Annotated in this window: 15 protein-coding genes, 1 tRNA gene and 1 pseudogene; 15 read left to right on the top strand and 2 right to left on the bottom strand. The window is 68.3% G+C overall.

Annotation, left to right across the window (positions count from 1 at the left end):
• Positions 1 to 18: 18 nt before the first annotated feature.
• Positions 19 to 1158 (top strand): sugar ABC transporter permease, encoded by a 1140-nt coding sequence (locus G4G29_RS15310; protein ID WP_202045291.1) that lies wholly within the window; start codon positions 19 to 21, stop codon positions 1156 to 1158.
• A complete protein-coding gene (locus G4G29_RS15305) occupies positions 1155 to 2114 on the top strand; it encodes a carbohydrate ABC transporter permease (RefSeq protein ID WP_183150713.1) in 960 nt (319 codons plus the stop codon). The genes G4G29_RS15310 and G4G29_RS15305 overlap by 4 nt, the downstream gene beginning before the upstream one ends.
• 64 nt (positions 2115 to 2178) lie before the next feature.
• Here the strand turns inward: G4G29_RS15305 and G4G29_RS15300 are convergent, their stop codons facing one another.
• On the bottom strand, positions 2179 to 3162 hold the full coding sequence (locus G4G29_RS15300) for a glycerophosphodiester phosphodiesterase family protein (protein WP_183150712.1): 984 nt from the start codon (positions 3160 to 3162) through the stop codon (positions 2179 to 2181).
• A gap of 139 nt (positions 3163 to 3301) precedes the next feature.
• Here G4G29_RS15300 and G4G29_RS15295 point away from each other — a divergent pair.
• From G4G29_RS15295 to G4G29_RS15275, 5 genes and pseudogenes are all read left to right on the top strand, one after another.
• Positions 3302 to 4676: pseudogene (locus G4G29_RS15295) on the top strand (cystathionine beta-synthase).
• A gap of 85 nt (positions 4677 to 4761) precedes the next feature.
• Positions 4762 to 5916: a cystathionine gamma-synthase gene (locus tag G4G29_RS15290; protein WP_183150711.1), complete on the top strand. Its 1155-nt coding sequence runs from the start codon at positions 4762 to 4764 to the stop codon at positions 5914 to 5916.
• A gap of 106 nt (positions 5917 to 6022) precedes the next feature.
• Positions 6023 to 7420, top strand: a complete 1398-nt coding sequence (locus G4G29_RS15285) for a multidrug effflux MFS transporter (protein WP_183150710.1) — start codon at positions 6023 to 6025, stop codon at positions 7418 to 7420.
• Between the two features lie 31 nt (positions 7421 to 7451).
• Positions 7452 to 8075: a phosphatase PAP2 family protein gene (locus G4G29_RS15280; protein ID WP_244632075.1), complete on the top strand. Its 624-nt coding sequence runs from the start codon at positions 7452 to 7454 to the stop codon at positions 8073 to 8075.
• 34 nt (positions 8076 to 8109) lie between these two features.
• Positions 8110 to 8712, top strand: a complete 603-nt coding sequence (locus G4G29_RS15275) for a GNAT family N-acetyltransferase (protein ID WP_183150709.1) — start codon at positions 8110 to 8112, stop codon at positions 8710 to 8712.
• 61 nt (positions 8713 to 8773) lie between these two features.
• Here the strand turns inward: G4G29_RS15275 and G4G29_RS15270 are convergent.
• Positions 8774 to 8861, bottom strand: a tRNA-Ser gene (locus tag G4G29_RS15270).
• 171 nt (positions 8862 to 9032) lie between these two features.
• Here G4G29_RS15270 and mpaB (G4G29_RS15265) point away from each other — a divergent pair.
• The 8 genes from mpaB (G4G29_RS15265) to mpaA3 all read left to right on the top strand — a co-directional run bounded on the left by mpaB (G4G29_RS15265) (position 9033) and on the right by mpaA3 (position 14048).
• Positions 9033 to 10103, top strand: a complete 1071-nt coding sequence (gene mpaB / locus G4G29_RS15265) for a daptide biosynthesis RiPP recognition protein (RefSeq protein ID WP_244632074.1) — start codon at positions 9033 to 9035, stop codon at positions 10101 to 10103.
• A complete protein-coding gene (gene mpaB, locus G4G29_RS22500) occupies positions 10103 to 10681 on the top strand; it encodes a daptide biosynthesis RiPP recognition protein (protein WP_244632073.1) in 579 nt (192 codons plus the stop codon). Before mpaB (G4G29_RS15265) ends, mpaB (G4G29_RS22500) begins: the two co-directional genes overlap by 1 nt.
• Positions 10682 to 10707: 26 nt before the next feature.
• Positions 10708 to 11151 (top strand): hypothetical protein, encoded by a 444-nt coding sequence (locus G4G29_RS22495; RefSeq protein WP_244632072.1) that lies wholly within the window; start codon positions 10708 to 10710, stop codon positions 11149 to 11151.
• Positions 11148 to 12407, top strand: a complete 1260-nt coding sequence (gene mpaD, locus G4G29_RS15255; RefSeq protein ID WP_183150708.1) for a daptide-type RiPP biosynthesis aminotransferase — start codon at positions 11148 to 11150, stop codon at positions 12405 to 12407. Before G4G29_RS22495 ends, mpaD begins: the two co-directional genes overlap by 4 nt.
• Positions 12408 to 12563: 156 nt before the next feature.
• Positions 12564 to 13607: a daptide-type RiPP biosynthesis dehydogenase gene (gene mpaC / locus G4G29_RS15250; protein ID WP_183150707.1), complete on the top strand. Its 1044-nt coding sequence runs from the start codon at positions 12564 to 12566 to the stop codon at positions 13605 to 13607.
• On the top strand, positions 13591 to 13725 hold the full coding sequence (gene mpaA1 / locus G4G29_RS23545; protein WP_258566875.1) for an MpaA1 family daptide-type RiPP: 135 nt from the start codon (positions 13591 to 13593) through the stop codon (positions 13723 to 13725). Before mpaC ends, mpaA1 begins: the two co-directional genes overlap by 17 nt.
• Before the next feature lie 42 nt (positions 13726 to 13767).
• Complete coding sequence (gene mpaA2, locus G4G29_RS23540) at positions 13768 to 13893, top strand: MpaA2 family daptide-type RiPP (protein WP_258566874.1); 126 nt, start codon at positions 13768 to 13770, stop codon at positions 13891 to 13893.
• A 44-nt stretch (positions 13894 to 13937) separates the two neighbouring features.
• Complete coding sequence (gene mpaA3 / locus G4G29_RS24150) at positions 13938 to 14048, top strand: MpaA3 family daptide-type RiPP (RefSeq protein ID WP_309491588.1); 111 nt, start codon at positions 13938 to 13940, stop codon at positions 14046 to 14048.
• Positions 14049 to 14099 lie beyond the last annotated feature (51 nt).

The following is a 14099-nucleotide window of genomic DNA, read 5'->3' as shown; positions in this document are numbered from 1 at the left end:
TCTCCTGAAGGGGAATCCATGAACGCGACTGTGTTCTTCCAATGGATCGGGACACTCCCGCCGATCCTCCAGGCCCTCGCCGTGGTCATCGCGTTCGCGGTGGTCGTCGTGGTGATCCTGCTGCTCGTCGATATCGCACCGCGCAGCGGTGCTCTCTACACCGGCATCCGCCTCGCGATGTGCCTGCTCATCCCGCTCGCGGTGATGTGGTTCTTCAACTCCTACTACTGGGCGATGGGAGTGGCGGTCGCCGTCGGAGCACTGTTCTTCTTCCTCGACTACCGATCCCGTCAAGGCGCGGGATACCTGATCCAGCTCGTCGCCTTCATGGCTCCCGCGATGCTGCTGCTGCTCGCCGGACTGATCCTCCCGTCGATCCAGACCGTGTACGCGTCGTTCTGGAACTCGACCGGCAGCGACTTCGTCGGCTTCTCCAACTATCTCTGGATCTTCACCCAGTCCGACGGCGTCACGGCCGTGATCAACACGATCGTGTGGGTGCTGCTCGTGCCGACGCTCTCGACGATCATCGGCCTCGCCTACGCCGTCTTCATCGACCGGACCCGCGGCGAGAAGATCTACAAGCTGCTGGTGTTCATGCCGATGGCGATCTCGTTCGTCGGCGCGAGCATCATCTGGCGATTCGTGTACGCGTACCGCGGCCCGGAGTTCGAGCAGATCGGTCTGCTCAACCAGATCCTGGTCTGGTTCGGCGGCGAACCTCAGCAGTTCCTGCTGAACGGTCCCTGGAACAACCTCGCCCTCATCGTCGTGCTGATCTGGGTGCAGACCGGATTCGCGATGGTCGTGCTCTCCGCGTCGATCAAGGGTGTGCCCGCCGAGCTTCTCGAAGCCGCAGAGCTCGACGGCGCGAATGCCTGGGAGCGTTTCAAGTCGGTGACGATCCCGGCGATCCGTCCGGCGCTCATCGTCGTCCTCACCACCATCTCCATCGCCTCGCTGAAGGTCTTCGACATCGTCCGCACGATGACCGGCGGAAACTACGGCACCTCGGTGCTGGCGAACGAGATGTACACGCAGTTCTCGAAGTTCGAGGCGGGGCGCAGTGCCGCGCTCTCCGTCATCCTGTTCATCCTGGTGCTGCCGATCGTCATCTACAACGCACGCCAGATCAAGAAGCAGCGGGAGATCCGATGACTGACACCGTGAACTCAGACACCGCAGCCAGCACTCGGTCGATCACCACCGCCGGCCGGTTCGAGGCCTCAGCAGGCCGCGCGCGCAAGCGTCTCAGCCGGCCGTGGGCGTCGGTCGCCTCGATCGTGATCGCGGTCGTGTGGACCATCCCCACGCTCGGGCTCTTCATCTCGTCGTTCCGCGAGAGGGATGCGATCGAGACGACGGGTTGGTGGACGGTCTTCACCAACCCGCAGCTGACGCTGGACAACTATGCGGCCGTGCTGCAGTCCGGCACCACGCAGCTGACGATCCTGGAGTCGTTCTTCAACTCGATCGTCATCACGATCCCCGCGACGCTCATCCCGCTGATGATCGCCGCGATGGCCGCCTATGCGTTCTCATGGATCGAATTCAAGGGGCGCAACGCCCTGTTCATCTTCGTGTTCGCACTGCAGATCGTGCCGATCCAGATGGCCCTGGTCCCGCTGTTGTCGTCGTTCTCGCGGGGTATCAACCTGTTCGGCGTGCAGGTGACGCTGGGGCTGGATGTCGCCGGTGGCTACGCGCAGGTGTGGATCGCGCACACGATGTTCGCCCTGCCGCTGGCCATCTACCTGCTGCACAACTTCATGTCGGAGATCCCCGGCGAGATCATCGAGGCCGCGCGCGTCGACGGCGCCTCGCGCGGGCAGATCTTCTTCCGTGTGGTGCTGCCGTTGACGATGCCCGCGATCGCGTCCGTCGCGATCTTCCAGTTCCTCTGGGTGTGGAACGACCTGCTCGTGGCGCTGGTGTTCGCCGACGGAGCCGCGTCGCCGATCACGAAGGTGCTCGCCGAGATCACCGGCCGTGGCGAAGGCTGGTACCTGCTCACGGCAGGCGCCTTCGTGTCGATCATCGTGCCGCTGATCGTGTTCTTCGCGCTCCAGCGCTACTTCGTCCGCGGTCTGCTGGCCGGATCGACGAAGGGATAGCGAGTCGGGATCCTCGACGACGACGCCGCGACGACTCGAGATGGTCGTCGCGGCGTCGTCGGTGTCAGCGGGTGTGCTTCCTCTTCCACGCCACCGCATCTCGGGGGGAGTCCACGAGCACGGCATCCACGTGGAGGCGTGCGAGTTCTCGATATCGTGCCTCATCCGCCACCCCGATCGCCATCGTGTTCACGCGGTTCGCCGGGTCGACACAGCGAACGGCCTCGCGATCCCACGGGGTGATCTCGACATCGCTGCTCGCGGTGCCCAAGGTGAAGGTCTCGCTGACGGTGACCTTTCGACGGTCCTCGAACGCCAACCAGGTGCCCGGAGCCGGTGGCGACGGGCATTCGTGGGCCAGTGCGATGTCGAGAAGGCGTTCCCGTGTCGTGTCGCGGTCTTCGGCGACCTGGACGTCGCCGGCCAGGCGAGCTCGTCCCGTCGCCGTGGCATCCGTGGAGGAGATGACGGTGTTCTCCGTGCGGCCGACGCTCCGCAGGACGGCGACGACCGCGTCGGCGAGCGGGGCCGGGTCGGCCTGCTTGAGGTCGAGGAAGACGAGACGGTCTGCGGGGATGTCGTCCAGTGCCTGTCGGAGCGTCGGGAGAAGCGCAGGGGCATCGCGGTAGGGGGTCTCCTCCGACCCGCGAGGATGGAAGTTCCAGCCTGCATTGAGCGTGGTCAGCTCGGCGGCGGTCTTCTCGGAGACGGTTCCCGACCCGTTCGTGTTCGCCGCCAGGTCGATGGGCCGGTACAGCACCGGCACGCCGTCTCGGGAGAGCTGCACGGTGACCCAGATGGCGTCGGCACCGTCGCGCAGAGAACCTCGGATGCCTTCGACGGTGTTCTCCGGATAGTCGGCCGTTCCGGCCCGATGAGCCACGATCAGGGGTTCTCCTCGGCCGTCGTGCGGGGCTGCGGCGATGCGTCTGGCCGGTCCCGGGTCCGGTGCCGCGGCAGATGCCGTGGTCGACCCGGCGGCGAGCACGAGCCCGACCGCTCCGACGGCCGCTGCTCGTATCCAGAACGGATGATGATTCGAGAACATGGGGACGCACTCCTTCGCGAGCTTGCGCTCGGTGTGATTCCCGCCACCCGATCACGGTAACATTTCACTTTTCACGCTCGTGTTCGCGGCTGGCGCAACACAGCCCCGGTCGCGGCATCCGCGCGTCTACCCTGAAGTCATGAAGTACGCAGACTCCATCGTCGATCTCGTCGGCGACACGCCCCTCGTGAAACTCCGTCACGTCACAGAGGGCATCGCGTGCACCGTGCTCGTGAAGCTCGAGTACCTGAACCCCGGCGGCTCGTCGAAGGATCGGATCGCGGCACGGATCATCGACGCCGCAGAGGCCGCGGGAGATCTGAAGCCCGGCGGCACGATCGTCGAACCCACCAGCGGCAACACGGGCGTCGGGCTGGCGCTGGTGGCGCAGCAGCGCGGCTACAAGTGCGTGTTCGTGCTCCCTGACAAGGTCGGCGAGGACAAGATCGATGTGCTGCGGGCCTACGGCGCGGATGTCGTCGTGACGCCGACCTCGGTCGCCCCCGAGAGCCCGGAGTCGTACTACAGCGTGAGCGACCGTCTCGCGCGGGAGATCCCCGGTGCGTTCAAGCCGAATCAGTACGAGAACCCGAACGGTCCGCGCAGCCACTACGAGACCACGGGTCCGGAGATCTGGCGTGACACCGACGGACAGATCACGCATTTCGTGGCCGGAGTCGGCACCGGCGGCACGATCACCGGGACGGGGCGGTTCCTCCGCGAGGTGTCGGACGGACGGGTGCGCATCGTCGGCGTCGACCCCGAAGGCAGCGTCTACAGCGGCGGCACGGGACGCCCGTATCTCGTCGAGGGCGTGGGGGAGGACATCTGGCCCGGCGCCTACGATCCGACCGTGCCGCACGAGATCGTGGCGGTGGGCGACGCCGAGTCGTTCGCGATGACGCGCCGGTTGGCCCGTGAGGAGGGCATCCTCGTCGGCGGATCGAGTGGCATGGCCGTCGTCGGCGCTGCGCGTGGCACGTGGGCTGCCGGCCGACGCCGTGATGGTGGTTCTCCTGCCGGACGGCGGACGCGGCTACCTCGGCAAGATCTTCAACGACGGATGGATGCGCTCGTACGGCTTCAGCGACGTGGAAGAAGGGGAGACCGTCGCCGACGTGCTCGCCGCTCGCGCTCCTCGGCGGGAAGCCGGCATGCCGGATCTGGTGCACGCCCATCCCACAGACACCGTGCTGGAGGCGATCGGCATGATGACCGAGTACGACGTCTCGCAACTGGTCGTGCTCAGTGCGGAGCCGCCCGTCATGATGGGCGAGGTCGTCGGAACGGTCGACGAGAAGGGGCTGCTCGATCTGTTGTTCCGCGGAGAGGCGAGTGCCACGGACGCGGTCGGATCGCACGTCGGCGAGCGGCTTCCGCTCATCGGCATCCACGCCACCGTCGGCCAGGCCAGGGCCGCGCTCGCCGATGCCGATGCGCTGCTGGTCACGGAAGACGGCAAGCCGCACACCGTGCTCACCCGACAGGATCTGCTGGCGTACCTGTCGCGCTGACATCGGCGGCGGTGCGGGTGCCGCGCTCGACGCCGGGCGTAACAGGGGCGGTCGCCGTGGTGGTCGCAGACGTAGGCTGAGACTCATGTCCGACCACGCCTTCGCCACTCGTGCCATCCATGCGGGACAAGCCGCCGACCCGACCACGGGCGCGATCATCCCGCCGATCTACCAGTCGTCCACGCATGTGCAGGACGGCATCGGCGGTTTCCGCGAGGGCTACGAGTACAACCGTGCGGGCAACCCCACGCGCTCCGCGCTCGAGACGCAGCTCGCGGCTCTGGAAGGTGGAGCGAGCGCCCTGTCGTTCGCATCGGGCCTCGCCGCCGAAGACGCGCTGCTGCGCGGCATCCTGAAGCCCGGCGATCACGTGCTGCTCGGCAATGACGTGTACGGCGGCACCTATCGGCTGCTCACCAAGGTGCTGGCGCCTTGGGGCATCGAGACCACGACGGTCGAGCTCTCCGACGTCGACGTGCTGCGCGCGGCGATCCGGCCGGAGACGAAGATCGTGTGGCTCGAGACGCCGAGCAATCCGCTGCTGAAGGTCGTCGACATCGCGCTGACGGTCGAGATCGCGCACGAATCCGGTGCGCTCGTGGTGGTGGACAACACCTTCGCGTCACCCGCACTCCAGCAACCGCTCGCGCTCGGCGCCGACCTGGTCGTGCACTCGACCACGAAGTACCTCGGCGGGCACTCCGACGTGCTCGGCGGCGCCGTCGTGTTCCGCGACGACCGGTTCTTCGATCAGGTGAAGTTCCAGCAGTTCGCGGTCGGCGCCGTGTCGGCGCCCCTCGACGCCTGGCTCACCACCCGCGGCATCAAGACGCTGGCGCTGCGGATGCGCCAGCACTCCGAGAACGCGCAGGCGATCGCCGAGTGGGCGGCGGCTCGCCCCGAGTTCGCGCAGGTGTTCTTCCCCGGCCTCGCCTCGCATCCCGGCCACGAGATCGCCGCGAAGCAGATGAGCGGATTCGGCGGGATGCTCTCGCTCGGACTGGCCGCGGGCGCCGATGCCGCACGCGCCTTCGCGGAGAGCACGACCCTCTTCCAGCTGGCCGAGTCGCTGGGCGGCGTCGAGTCGCTCATCGGCTACCCGCCGGACATGACCCATGCCTCGGTGCGCGGCACCGAACTCGCGGTGCCGGAGAACGTGGTGCGGCTCTCCGTCGGCATCGAGGACATCGGCGACCTGATCGCCGACCTCGAGCAGGGGCTGGACCGCATCGCGCGCTGAGGATCGCCTCCGTGGACCGGGGGAGAGGGTGAGACGGCGGTAGCATGGGGTCTTCCCCGCGGCGAATCGATTCGAGCCGTGGATCCCCGACCTCTGGAAGGACGTCGTGTCCGACGCTCCCCGCACTGACTCCACCCCTGCCGTACCGTCGGAGCCCTCCGTCGACGCAACCGCGATCCCGCCGGTCGAGCGCACCGCGACCGGCAGCATCCGCACCTCGACGCCTACCGGCGCGATCCGCACTCTGGGCGCGAACCCGGCCACCGCGCCGATCATGCTGCACCCCGGAGACGCGATCTCCCTGGGCCGCCGGACGCTCTACATCATCCTGCTGGGCGCGCTGACGGCGCTCGGTCCGTTCACGATCGACCTGTACCTTCCGGCTTTCCCCGTGCTCGAGGAAGACTTCCAGACCACGGCGGCGGCCATCCAGCTGACCCTGACCGGCACGATGATCGGCTTCGCCCTCGGTCAGCTCGTGGTCGGTCCGCTGAGCGACAAGGTCGGCCGTCGGGTGCCGCTGATCGTGGTGACGGCCCTGCACGTCCTCGCGAGCGTGGGCGCGGCATTCGCTCCTGACCTCGGTCTGCTCAGCGCGGCGCGGGTGCTGATGGGCGTCGGCGCGGCCGCCGGTGGCGTGGTGGCCATGGCCATCGTGCGCGACCTGTTCGGAGGTCGGCGTCTGGTCGTCATGCTCTCCCGGCTCGCTCTGGTCTCCGGTGTCGCGCCGGTGATCGCACCGCTCATCGGATCCTGGCTGCTGACACTCATGCCGTGGCGCGGCATCTTCGGTGTGCTCGCGGCCTACGGCATCGTGATGCTGCTGAGCACGATCCTGTTCGTCCCGGAGACGCTGCCCGTGGCGCGCCGACAGGACCGCGGTGGGGCGACCATGCTCCAGCGGTACCGCTCCGTGCTCACCGACCGGGTGTTCCTCGGCGTGCTCGTGATCGGCGGCATGACCTTCTCGGGTCTGTTCTCGTACCTCTCCGCCTCGCCCTTCCTGTTCCAGGAGACGCACGGACTCGATGCCCAGCAGTACGGTCTGCTGTTCGCCGTGAACTCGCTCGGCGTCGTGGTCGGGGTGCAGACCGCGTCCCGACTCGCCGCCCGATTCGGTCCGCAATGGGTCATGGCCTATTCGACCGCCGTGCTGCTGCTCGCCGCCGTGGCGATCATCGTCACCGATCAGCTCGGGCTCGGGCTCTGGGGAACGGTCGTGCCCCTGTTCGTCTTCATGACCGCATGCGGTTTCACGTTCCCGAACGTGCAGGTGCTCGCCCTCGATCGACACGGCAAGGCCGCTGGTACCGCGGCATCGATCATCGGCGCCACGAACTTCGGCGTCGCAGGACTCATCTCGCCCGTCGTCGGCTGGCTCTCCCACGGCGCAGGGATCACGGCCACGACCATGGCGTCGGTCATGGTCGGCTGCGCGGCGATCGGCATCCTCTCGCTGTGGCTGGTCGTGCGCCCCCGCACGGTGGGCATGCTCACTCCCTGACCGTTCAGGGGTCATCCGACAGAATGGGACGATGAACAGGCGCGCGCTGCTGTGGTGGGGGGTGGGCCTCCTCGCGCTCGCGACGGCTCTCGGCGCCGTGGTGGTGTTCGCCTACCCGGAGACGCCCGGGTTCGACCACTGGTGGAACGAGACCATCGCCGGTGCGCGGGCCGAGTGGATGCTCGACTTCGCTCTCGCGCTGAACTGGGTCGGCGGCGGCTGGGTCGCGATCCTCGGCGTGCCGCTGCTCACGATCCTCGTGCTCGTGCTCGCCCGGCGGTGGCGGGGTGCGGTGTTCGCCGCCGTGTGCTTCGCTGCGAGTGCGGGAGCCGTGCAGTTGCTCAAGACGATCTTCGGCCGCGCCCGACCGGACGACATGCTGGTCGTGAGCGACTACGGCTCGTTCCCGTCGGGGCACACGGCGAACGCCGCCACGATCGCGCTCGTGCTGTGGGTGCTCTTCCCCCGCGTGTGGATGGCGATCGCGGGGGCGGTGTGGGTGCTGGCGATGGCGCTCTCGCGCACGTTCCTGTCGGTGCACTGGGCGAGCGACACCGTCGGGGTGCCCTCGTCGGCGCCGGCGTCGTCCTGGTGCTCGCGGCCTGGCTGCTGCCCTGGGTGCAGCGCACGAAGTCCGAGGTCGAAGCGCCGATAGGCTGATCGGACCCGTCCAGCCAGAGGAGTTCGTCGTGTCGCGCATCCGTCCCTATCGCCCCGCCGACCGCGCCGCGTTGTACGAGATCTGCGTGAAGACGGCCGACGCCGGGGGAGACGCGACCGGCATCCTCTCCGATGACGAACTCTGGGGCGACCTGTTCGCCGTGCCATACGCCGAACGGCATCCCGACCTCGCCTGGGTGGTCGAGAGCGACGACGACCGCACGATCGGCTACATCGTCGCGACCGACGACACGGATGCGTTCTACACATGGTTCCGCGACGAATGGTGGCCGACGCGGCAGGAGCGCTACCCCCGACCCGGCGACCTCGTCACACGCGAGGACCGCATGGTGGACTACGGCTACGGGCGCGCGCCCGGCATCGAGCCGAACGCTGCGGACTATCCCGCCCACCTGCACATCGACCTGCTCCCCGAGACCCAGGGCCAGGGACTCGGGCGCGCTCTCATGGACACGCTGTTCGCCGAGCTGACCCGGCGGGGTGTGCGCGGCCTGCACCTGGGCATCGACCCGAACAACGCCGGAGCCGCCGCGTTCTATGAGCGCCTCGGCATGACGCGTCTCCCCGCCGAGCCGGGCGGGCAGATCTACGGCGTGCGCTTCGACGACTGACGGCGGGACGGCCGACAAACGAGAAGGGCCTCCGCTGATGCGGAGGCCCTTCTCGACTTTCTGGCGGTGACGGCGGGATTCGAACCCGCGGTTGCTTGCACAACACACGCTTTCCAAGCGTGCTCCTTCGGCCGCTCGGACACGTCACCAAGGAACAACCTGTCCATCCTATCCGATCGCCCGGGCGTGACGTGACAGGGCCCCGAGACGGCCGCCCCGGACCCTCGCGCCTGCGAGATGTAACATATTGCATGTCGGACGCAGACGTTTTAACCTCACACGAGGACGATGCGCGAGCATCGGGACCTTCGGGGGGACGCATGCAGGGAAGTTCGACGACGACGTCGCGGCCAGGCCATCGCACGACGACGGCATTCGAGCAGTACGTCAGCGGAAGACGCGCGCTGCTGGACGGAACGGCCTTCTTCCTCGAATCGGTCGCGCACGCGGAAGCGGTGCTGCAGATCGCCGAACCCGCCGACGTGATCTTCGCGCCCTCCCACACGGCGCAGCAGGAGGACCCGAGGATGGTCGGATATCTCGGAGGGTTCCGGCGTCCGGGCGACATGATCGCCGTCGACGGCCGTCTCGCGGTCGAACTCCAGGATTACGTCGCGACCCCGTTCCTGTCGATCGGCGGTCCGACCGTGATCCGGCAGCGCAGCGCGGAGGGCGTCGCTGCATTCCTCAGCGATGCCGACACCGCGAGGGAATGCGGGATCTTCGTCGATCAGCTACTCGACCGTCACGTGCTCCTGGACGCGCGGGCGCTGTTCGTCGGCGCCGACCCCGCACGGGATGCGCTGGTGCGGGTCCATGTGTCCGCCGCCGGCGAGTACCGGGACGGGGTGGACGGGTTCCCGCTCGGCCGGGTCGGCGATGAGCGGGCAGACATCGAGGCGTCCGCAGCCGTCGGCGCCGGGCCCGGCCGGGCGTTCGCACGGATCGTCGATCCGGCCATGCTCGCGGCAGACCTCGACGACCGGCCGTGGATCGGACGGTACGCCGCGCTCCTCGAACTGCTGCGACGGTGGGACGATGCGCCGCGGCGACCGATCGTCTCGGGGTTCGGCGGGCACCTGGTGCGGGCGCTCGACCACGGTGCGGCCTCCCCTCCGTCCTGTCTCCCGAGGCACCCTTCCTCCTCGCCGCCGACACGGGGAGTACTTACTGGCCGACCCCGTGAGCGGCAGACGCTTCCCCTCGATTCCGGCACGGCTCGCGCGGCCGAATGTCTCATCGCGACGGCCGACGAGTCCGCGGCATCGGCACTGCTCGCATCCGAGCTCGACACAGGGGTGGGCAGCGTCGCTCAGATGGTGCACGATGTGCGGGACGGCTTCGCGGCGGCGGGACTCGACCTCGTCCAGCGCCGGCGGGACGCTGCCTGATGCGCTCAGACGGGCGTGCGGTCGAGACTGAACGACAGGGTGCGCGGGCGCTCCGCGAGTGGATCACGGGAGAGAGGCGCGACTACGCGCGGGTGTTCCTCCTCGAGCCCGGAGCCGCGACGGAGAATGTCGAGGGCGTGGCCGGTCCCGACGACGCGGTGCTCCTGCCGGTGGAGTGCGGCGCGTATGACGGGCAGGGTGCCGCGATCCGCTACAGCGGGATCCTGAGCGACGCCGGGGACGAGCTGTTCATCGGTGATCGCGGCGTCGAGCTGCAGGACTACGTCGCGGCGGCTTTCGTCCAGATCGTCGGTCCCACGGCGGTGAGCATGGTCGACGAGACCGGCTGGCAGGCCTTTCTCGCCGACGCGGACCTCGCTCGTCGCACGGGAGTCTTCCCCTCGGCGCTGCTCGATCCGCGGGTGCTCCTCGCGGATCGCAGCGCCCTCACGAACCCGACGGAACTCGTGACGCCCAGCGCCATCAGGGTGCATCGGGACGGCGCCATCGGCCTCGGCATCGGCGGCGAGGTCGTCGGCAGGGTCGATGACCTTCCCACCCTGCTCGCCACCCCGTAGCCCGCTCCGCCTCACTGGCGGGTGCCGTGCCCGCCGATGTGCTCGCCTCCGATCTGGCGGCGCGCGAGTGGGTCGGACGGTACCTGCTCGCGACGGACCTCATGAAGATGCTCCGCCTGGCGAACGGGGCCGCCACGATCTCCGGCTTCGGCGGGGCGTTCTTCGAAGATCACCTCGCAGACGCCGAACCACTCACCGCGGATCCGTTCCTCATCGAGACCGCAGACGTGTTCGTGCTCGCAGACACGACGACCCTGCGCCGCCGCTTGCTGTCACGACCGACAGCCATGGTGGTCGCCGCCACTCAGACATCGAGCACTCTGGAGGTCGCAGCAGAGCGGACGGCGCGACAGCTCGGCGTGTCGGCGTCTGAGGCGCGCAACCTCTGCCGTGAGGCCCTCACCGCGCTCGACGTCCACCTCGGCCGACGAACAGGCGCTTCGTATCGGGCGGACGGGGTCGAGCAGTGAGCGCTCCGCACACACTCTGGACGTCGATGCTCCCCGCCGACTCGACCTTCTCGCCCGACCGGATCGCCGTGGGTGCCGCCGGACACCGCATCGAGTTCGCCGACGGGTCCACGCGGCTCTGCGCCACGAGCGGGCTGTGGAACGTGCCGCTGGGCTTCGGCAATCCGGCCGTCGCCGAGGCCGTGTGCAAGGCGACGCACGACGCGTCGTACCTGTCGCTGTTCCGTGCACCGCATCGATATGCAGAGGCTGCCGCCGAGGCACTCATCGAGCTCGCGAACCCGCGTCGGTACAGCCGCATCATCTTCTCCACCTCGGGCGGAGCCGCCAACGACGCCGCGATGAAACTGGCACGACAGTACTGGGCGCACCAGGGCGCCGGATCCCGCACGATCGTCGTCGGACTCCGAGGCAGTTACCACGGGACCATGTACGGCAGTCATGCGTTGAGCGGCGACGACCTCCTCCAGTCCGCGTACTCCGTCGACCGCCGATCCATGCGGCACGTGACTCACACCGACGACGGAGACGAGCTCGAGACGCTGCTGACGCGCGAAGGATCCAGGGTCGCGGCGGTCGTCGTCGAGCCTGTCCTCGGAAGCGGGGCGTACGCGTTGTCCGACACCTTCATCCGCCGTCTCCTCACGTTGCGGGAGCAGCACGGATTCCTGGTGGTGGCCGACGAGGTCGCGACGGGCTTCGGACGGACCGGGACCATGTTCGCCACCGACGGATGGGAGGCCGCACCCGATGTCCTTATCCTCTCGAAAGCGCTCACGAACGGTGTGATGGGGGCGGCGGCGCTCCTCGTGGGACCCCGCATCGCGTCTGCGTTCGTGCGCGGCGGATGGACGTTCGTGCACGGCGAGACCCAAGCGGGGACACCGGCATGCGCGGCGGCCATCCTCGCGGTGATCGACGAATTGCACCGCATCGACGTGACGGCGACCACTCGCGCGCTCGCGACCGAGCTGCGGGACCTGGCCATGTCGTTGACCGCGGACGGCATGGTCACGGAGGTGACAGGACGCGGCTGTTTCGTGGGGCTCGGACTGCGCAATGCCGATGAAAGCCCGCTCTCCGGAACCCAGGTGCTTCGCGTCGTTTCGGCCATCGCAGACAACGGCGTCCTCGTGCAGCCGGGTCCCAGCGCCATCGAGCTGATTCCGCCGTACGGCTTCACGGCGAGCGAGCTGCGCGACACCGAGGCTGCCGTGCGCGCCGGGCTCTCGCGCGTGCGGGAGGCGTCCGTATGAGCACGGCGTTCGGGGGACGAGTGCCGACGCTGTGGCACGGCGCCGGTGTCGCGCGTCGTATGACGAAGAGGTTGACTGCGGGTCGCGAGACGCTCGTGGTCGCGGACGCGGCCCTCCCTCTGGCGTCTCTCGTCGCACATGCGACGCGAGTCGAGAGTGGACGCGTCATCGGTCGATGCGACGACCGTGGTCGCGATCGCACGGGAGATCGCCCACCGGCCGCCCGCCGTGATCGTGGCTGTGGGAGGAGGCAGCGTGCTCGACGCCGGCAAGATCGCCGCGCTCGCGGCCGCCAGGGGACGCCTGCTGGACTACACCCTCGGACACGCATCGAGCGCCGCATTGACGTTCGTCCCCGATGCTCCGCCGCCCGTGGACATCGTCGCGGTGCCGACGACGCTCGGCACCTCGTCGGAGACGAACAGCGTGGGCATCCTGAAGAACGAACACGGTCACCGTCTCATCGTCGGACGCGCGCTCACGCCGCGCCACGCCGTTCTCGATCCGTGCGCCCTGGCCACGCTCGCACCCCTCGCGGTCGGCGAGGGGGTCATGGAGGCCTTCCTCCGTCTGGCCGGCGCATCGACGAGTCCGCGGAGGAGCATCAGGCAGCACACGGATGCCGTCGCCCTGGGGAGGGCGCTGCTGGAGTCGGCCACCCGCGACACGAGTTCCGCGGCGGGAAGACTGCGCCTCGCGCGCCTGAGCGCAGCCACCCAGCGCACTGCCGCGTTGCGAGGACCTGATCCGTACAGCGCCAGACATTGGTACGCGGCGAACGAGGTGGCGTCTCACCTGGAGGTGCGGAAGATGGTCGCCACGGCGACCGTCATCGCTGCGGTCTGGCGTCGGATCTGCGCGGGAGACGTGCGGTGGGGCGACCGGGACAGCCTCGAACTCTTCTGGCGGAGCGTCGCGTGCGGGATGGCGGCACCCCTCGACCCGCCGTCGGGCATCGCGACCCTCATCGAACGCTGGGGGATCCCGCGTGCGCCGCGACCGACGGCATCCGAGATCGATCGCATCGCCGAGGCCATGGAGAGGGCGTGGGGAGACCGTCACCCCATGCTCCCTGGTCTCGTGGCGGACGATTTCGGCGATCTGCTTCGCGACTCCGACTGGAGCCCACGACCGGTCGGTGGCGATCGCCGGCCTTCGATGAATCTGCGAGGAGGTGAAACGAATGAACACGAAGGGTGAGAAGCGGATCCGCTTCCAAGAACTCGACGAGATGGAAGCCCTCAGCTGGGAGAGCTTCTATCAAGGCGTGATCGGTGCGCTGGTACTCATCGGCATCGGTGCCGCCGCCGCCACGTGACGCCGTCGCCCGGCGGGAATCGATAGAGGGAAGGAGGTACACATGCACGCCGAGATGTCGACGCTCGAGTTCACCGAACTCGAGGCCATGGAAGCGCTGAACGACACCGACGACTACATCCGGGGCTTTGCCGTGGGCGTGATCATCGGAATCCTCGCCCTGACGTAGGAGCGAGACCGGAGAAGTGACCGAGGAGGTTCACAGTGCAGACGATGACGCTCGAGTTCCAGGAGCTCGAACAGATCGACGCGCCCCTCGAATGGTGGCAGCACGTCAGTTACATCATCGCCATCATCGGCGGTGCGGCCGCGATCGCGACCTGAGAGAAGGGGTGCGGGTGCCCCATGCGCCCGCACCCCGTTCCACACAGAGAG

It is taken from the genome of Microbacterium sp. Se63.02b, assembly GCF_014171575.1.
Lineage (GTDB): Bacteria > Actinomycetota > Actinomycetes > Actinomycetales > Microbacteriaceae > Microbacterium.
Note: the sequence above shows the minus strand (reverse complement) of the source record. Positions and strands in the feature narration are given on the sequence as shown.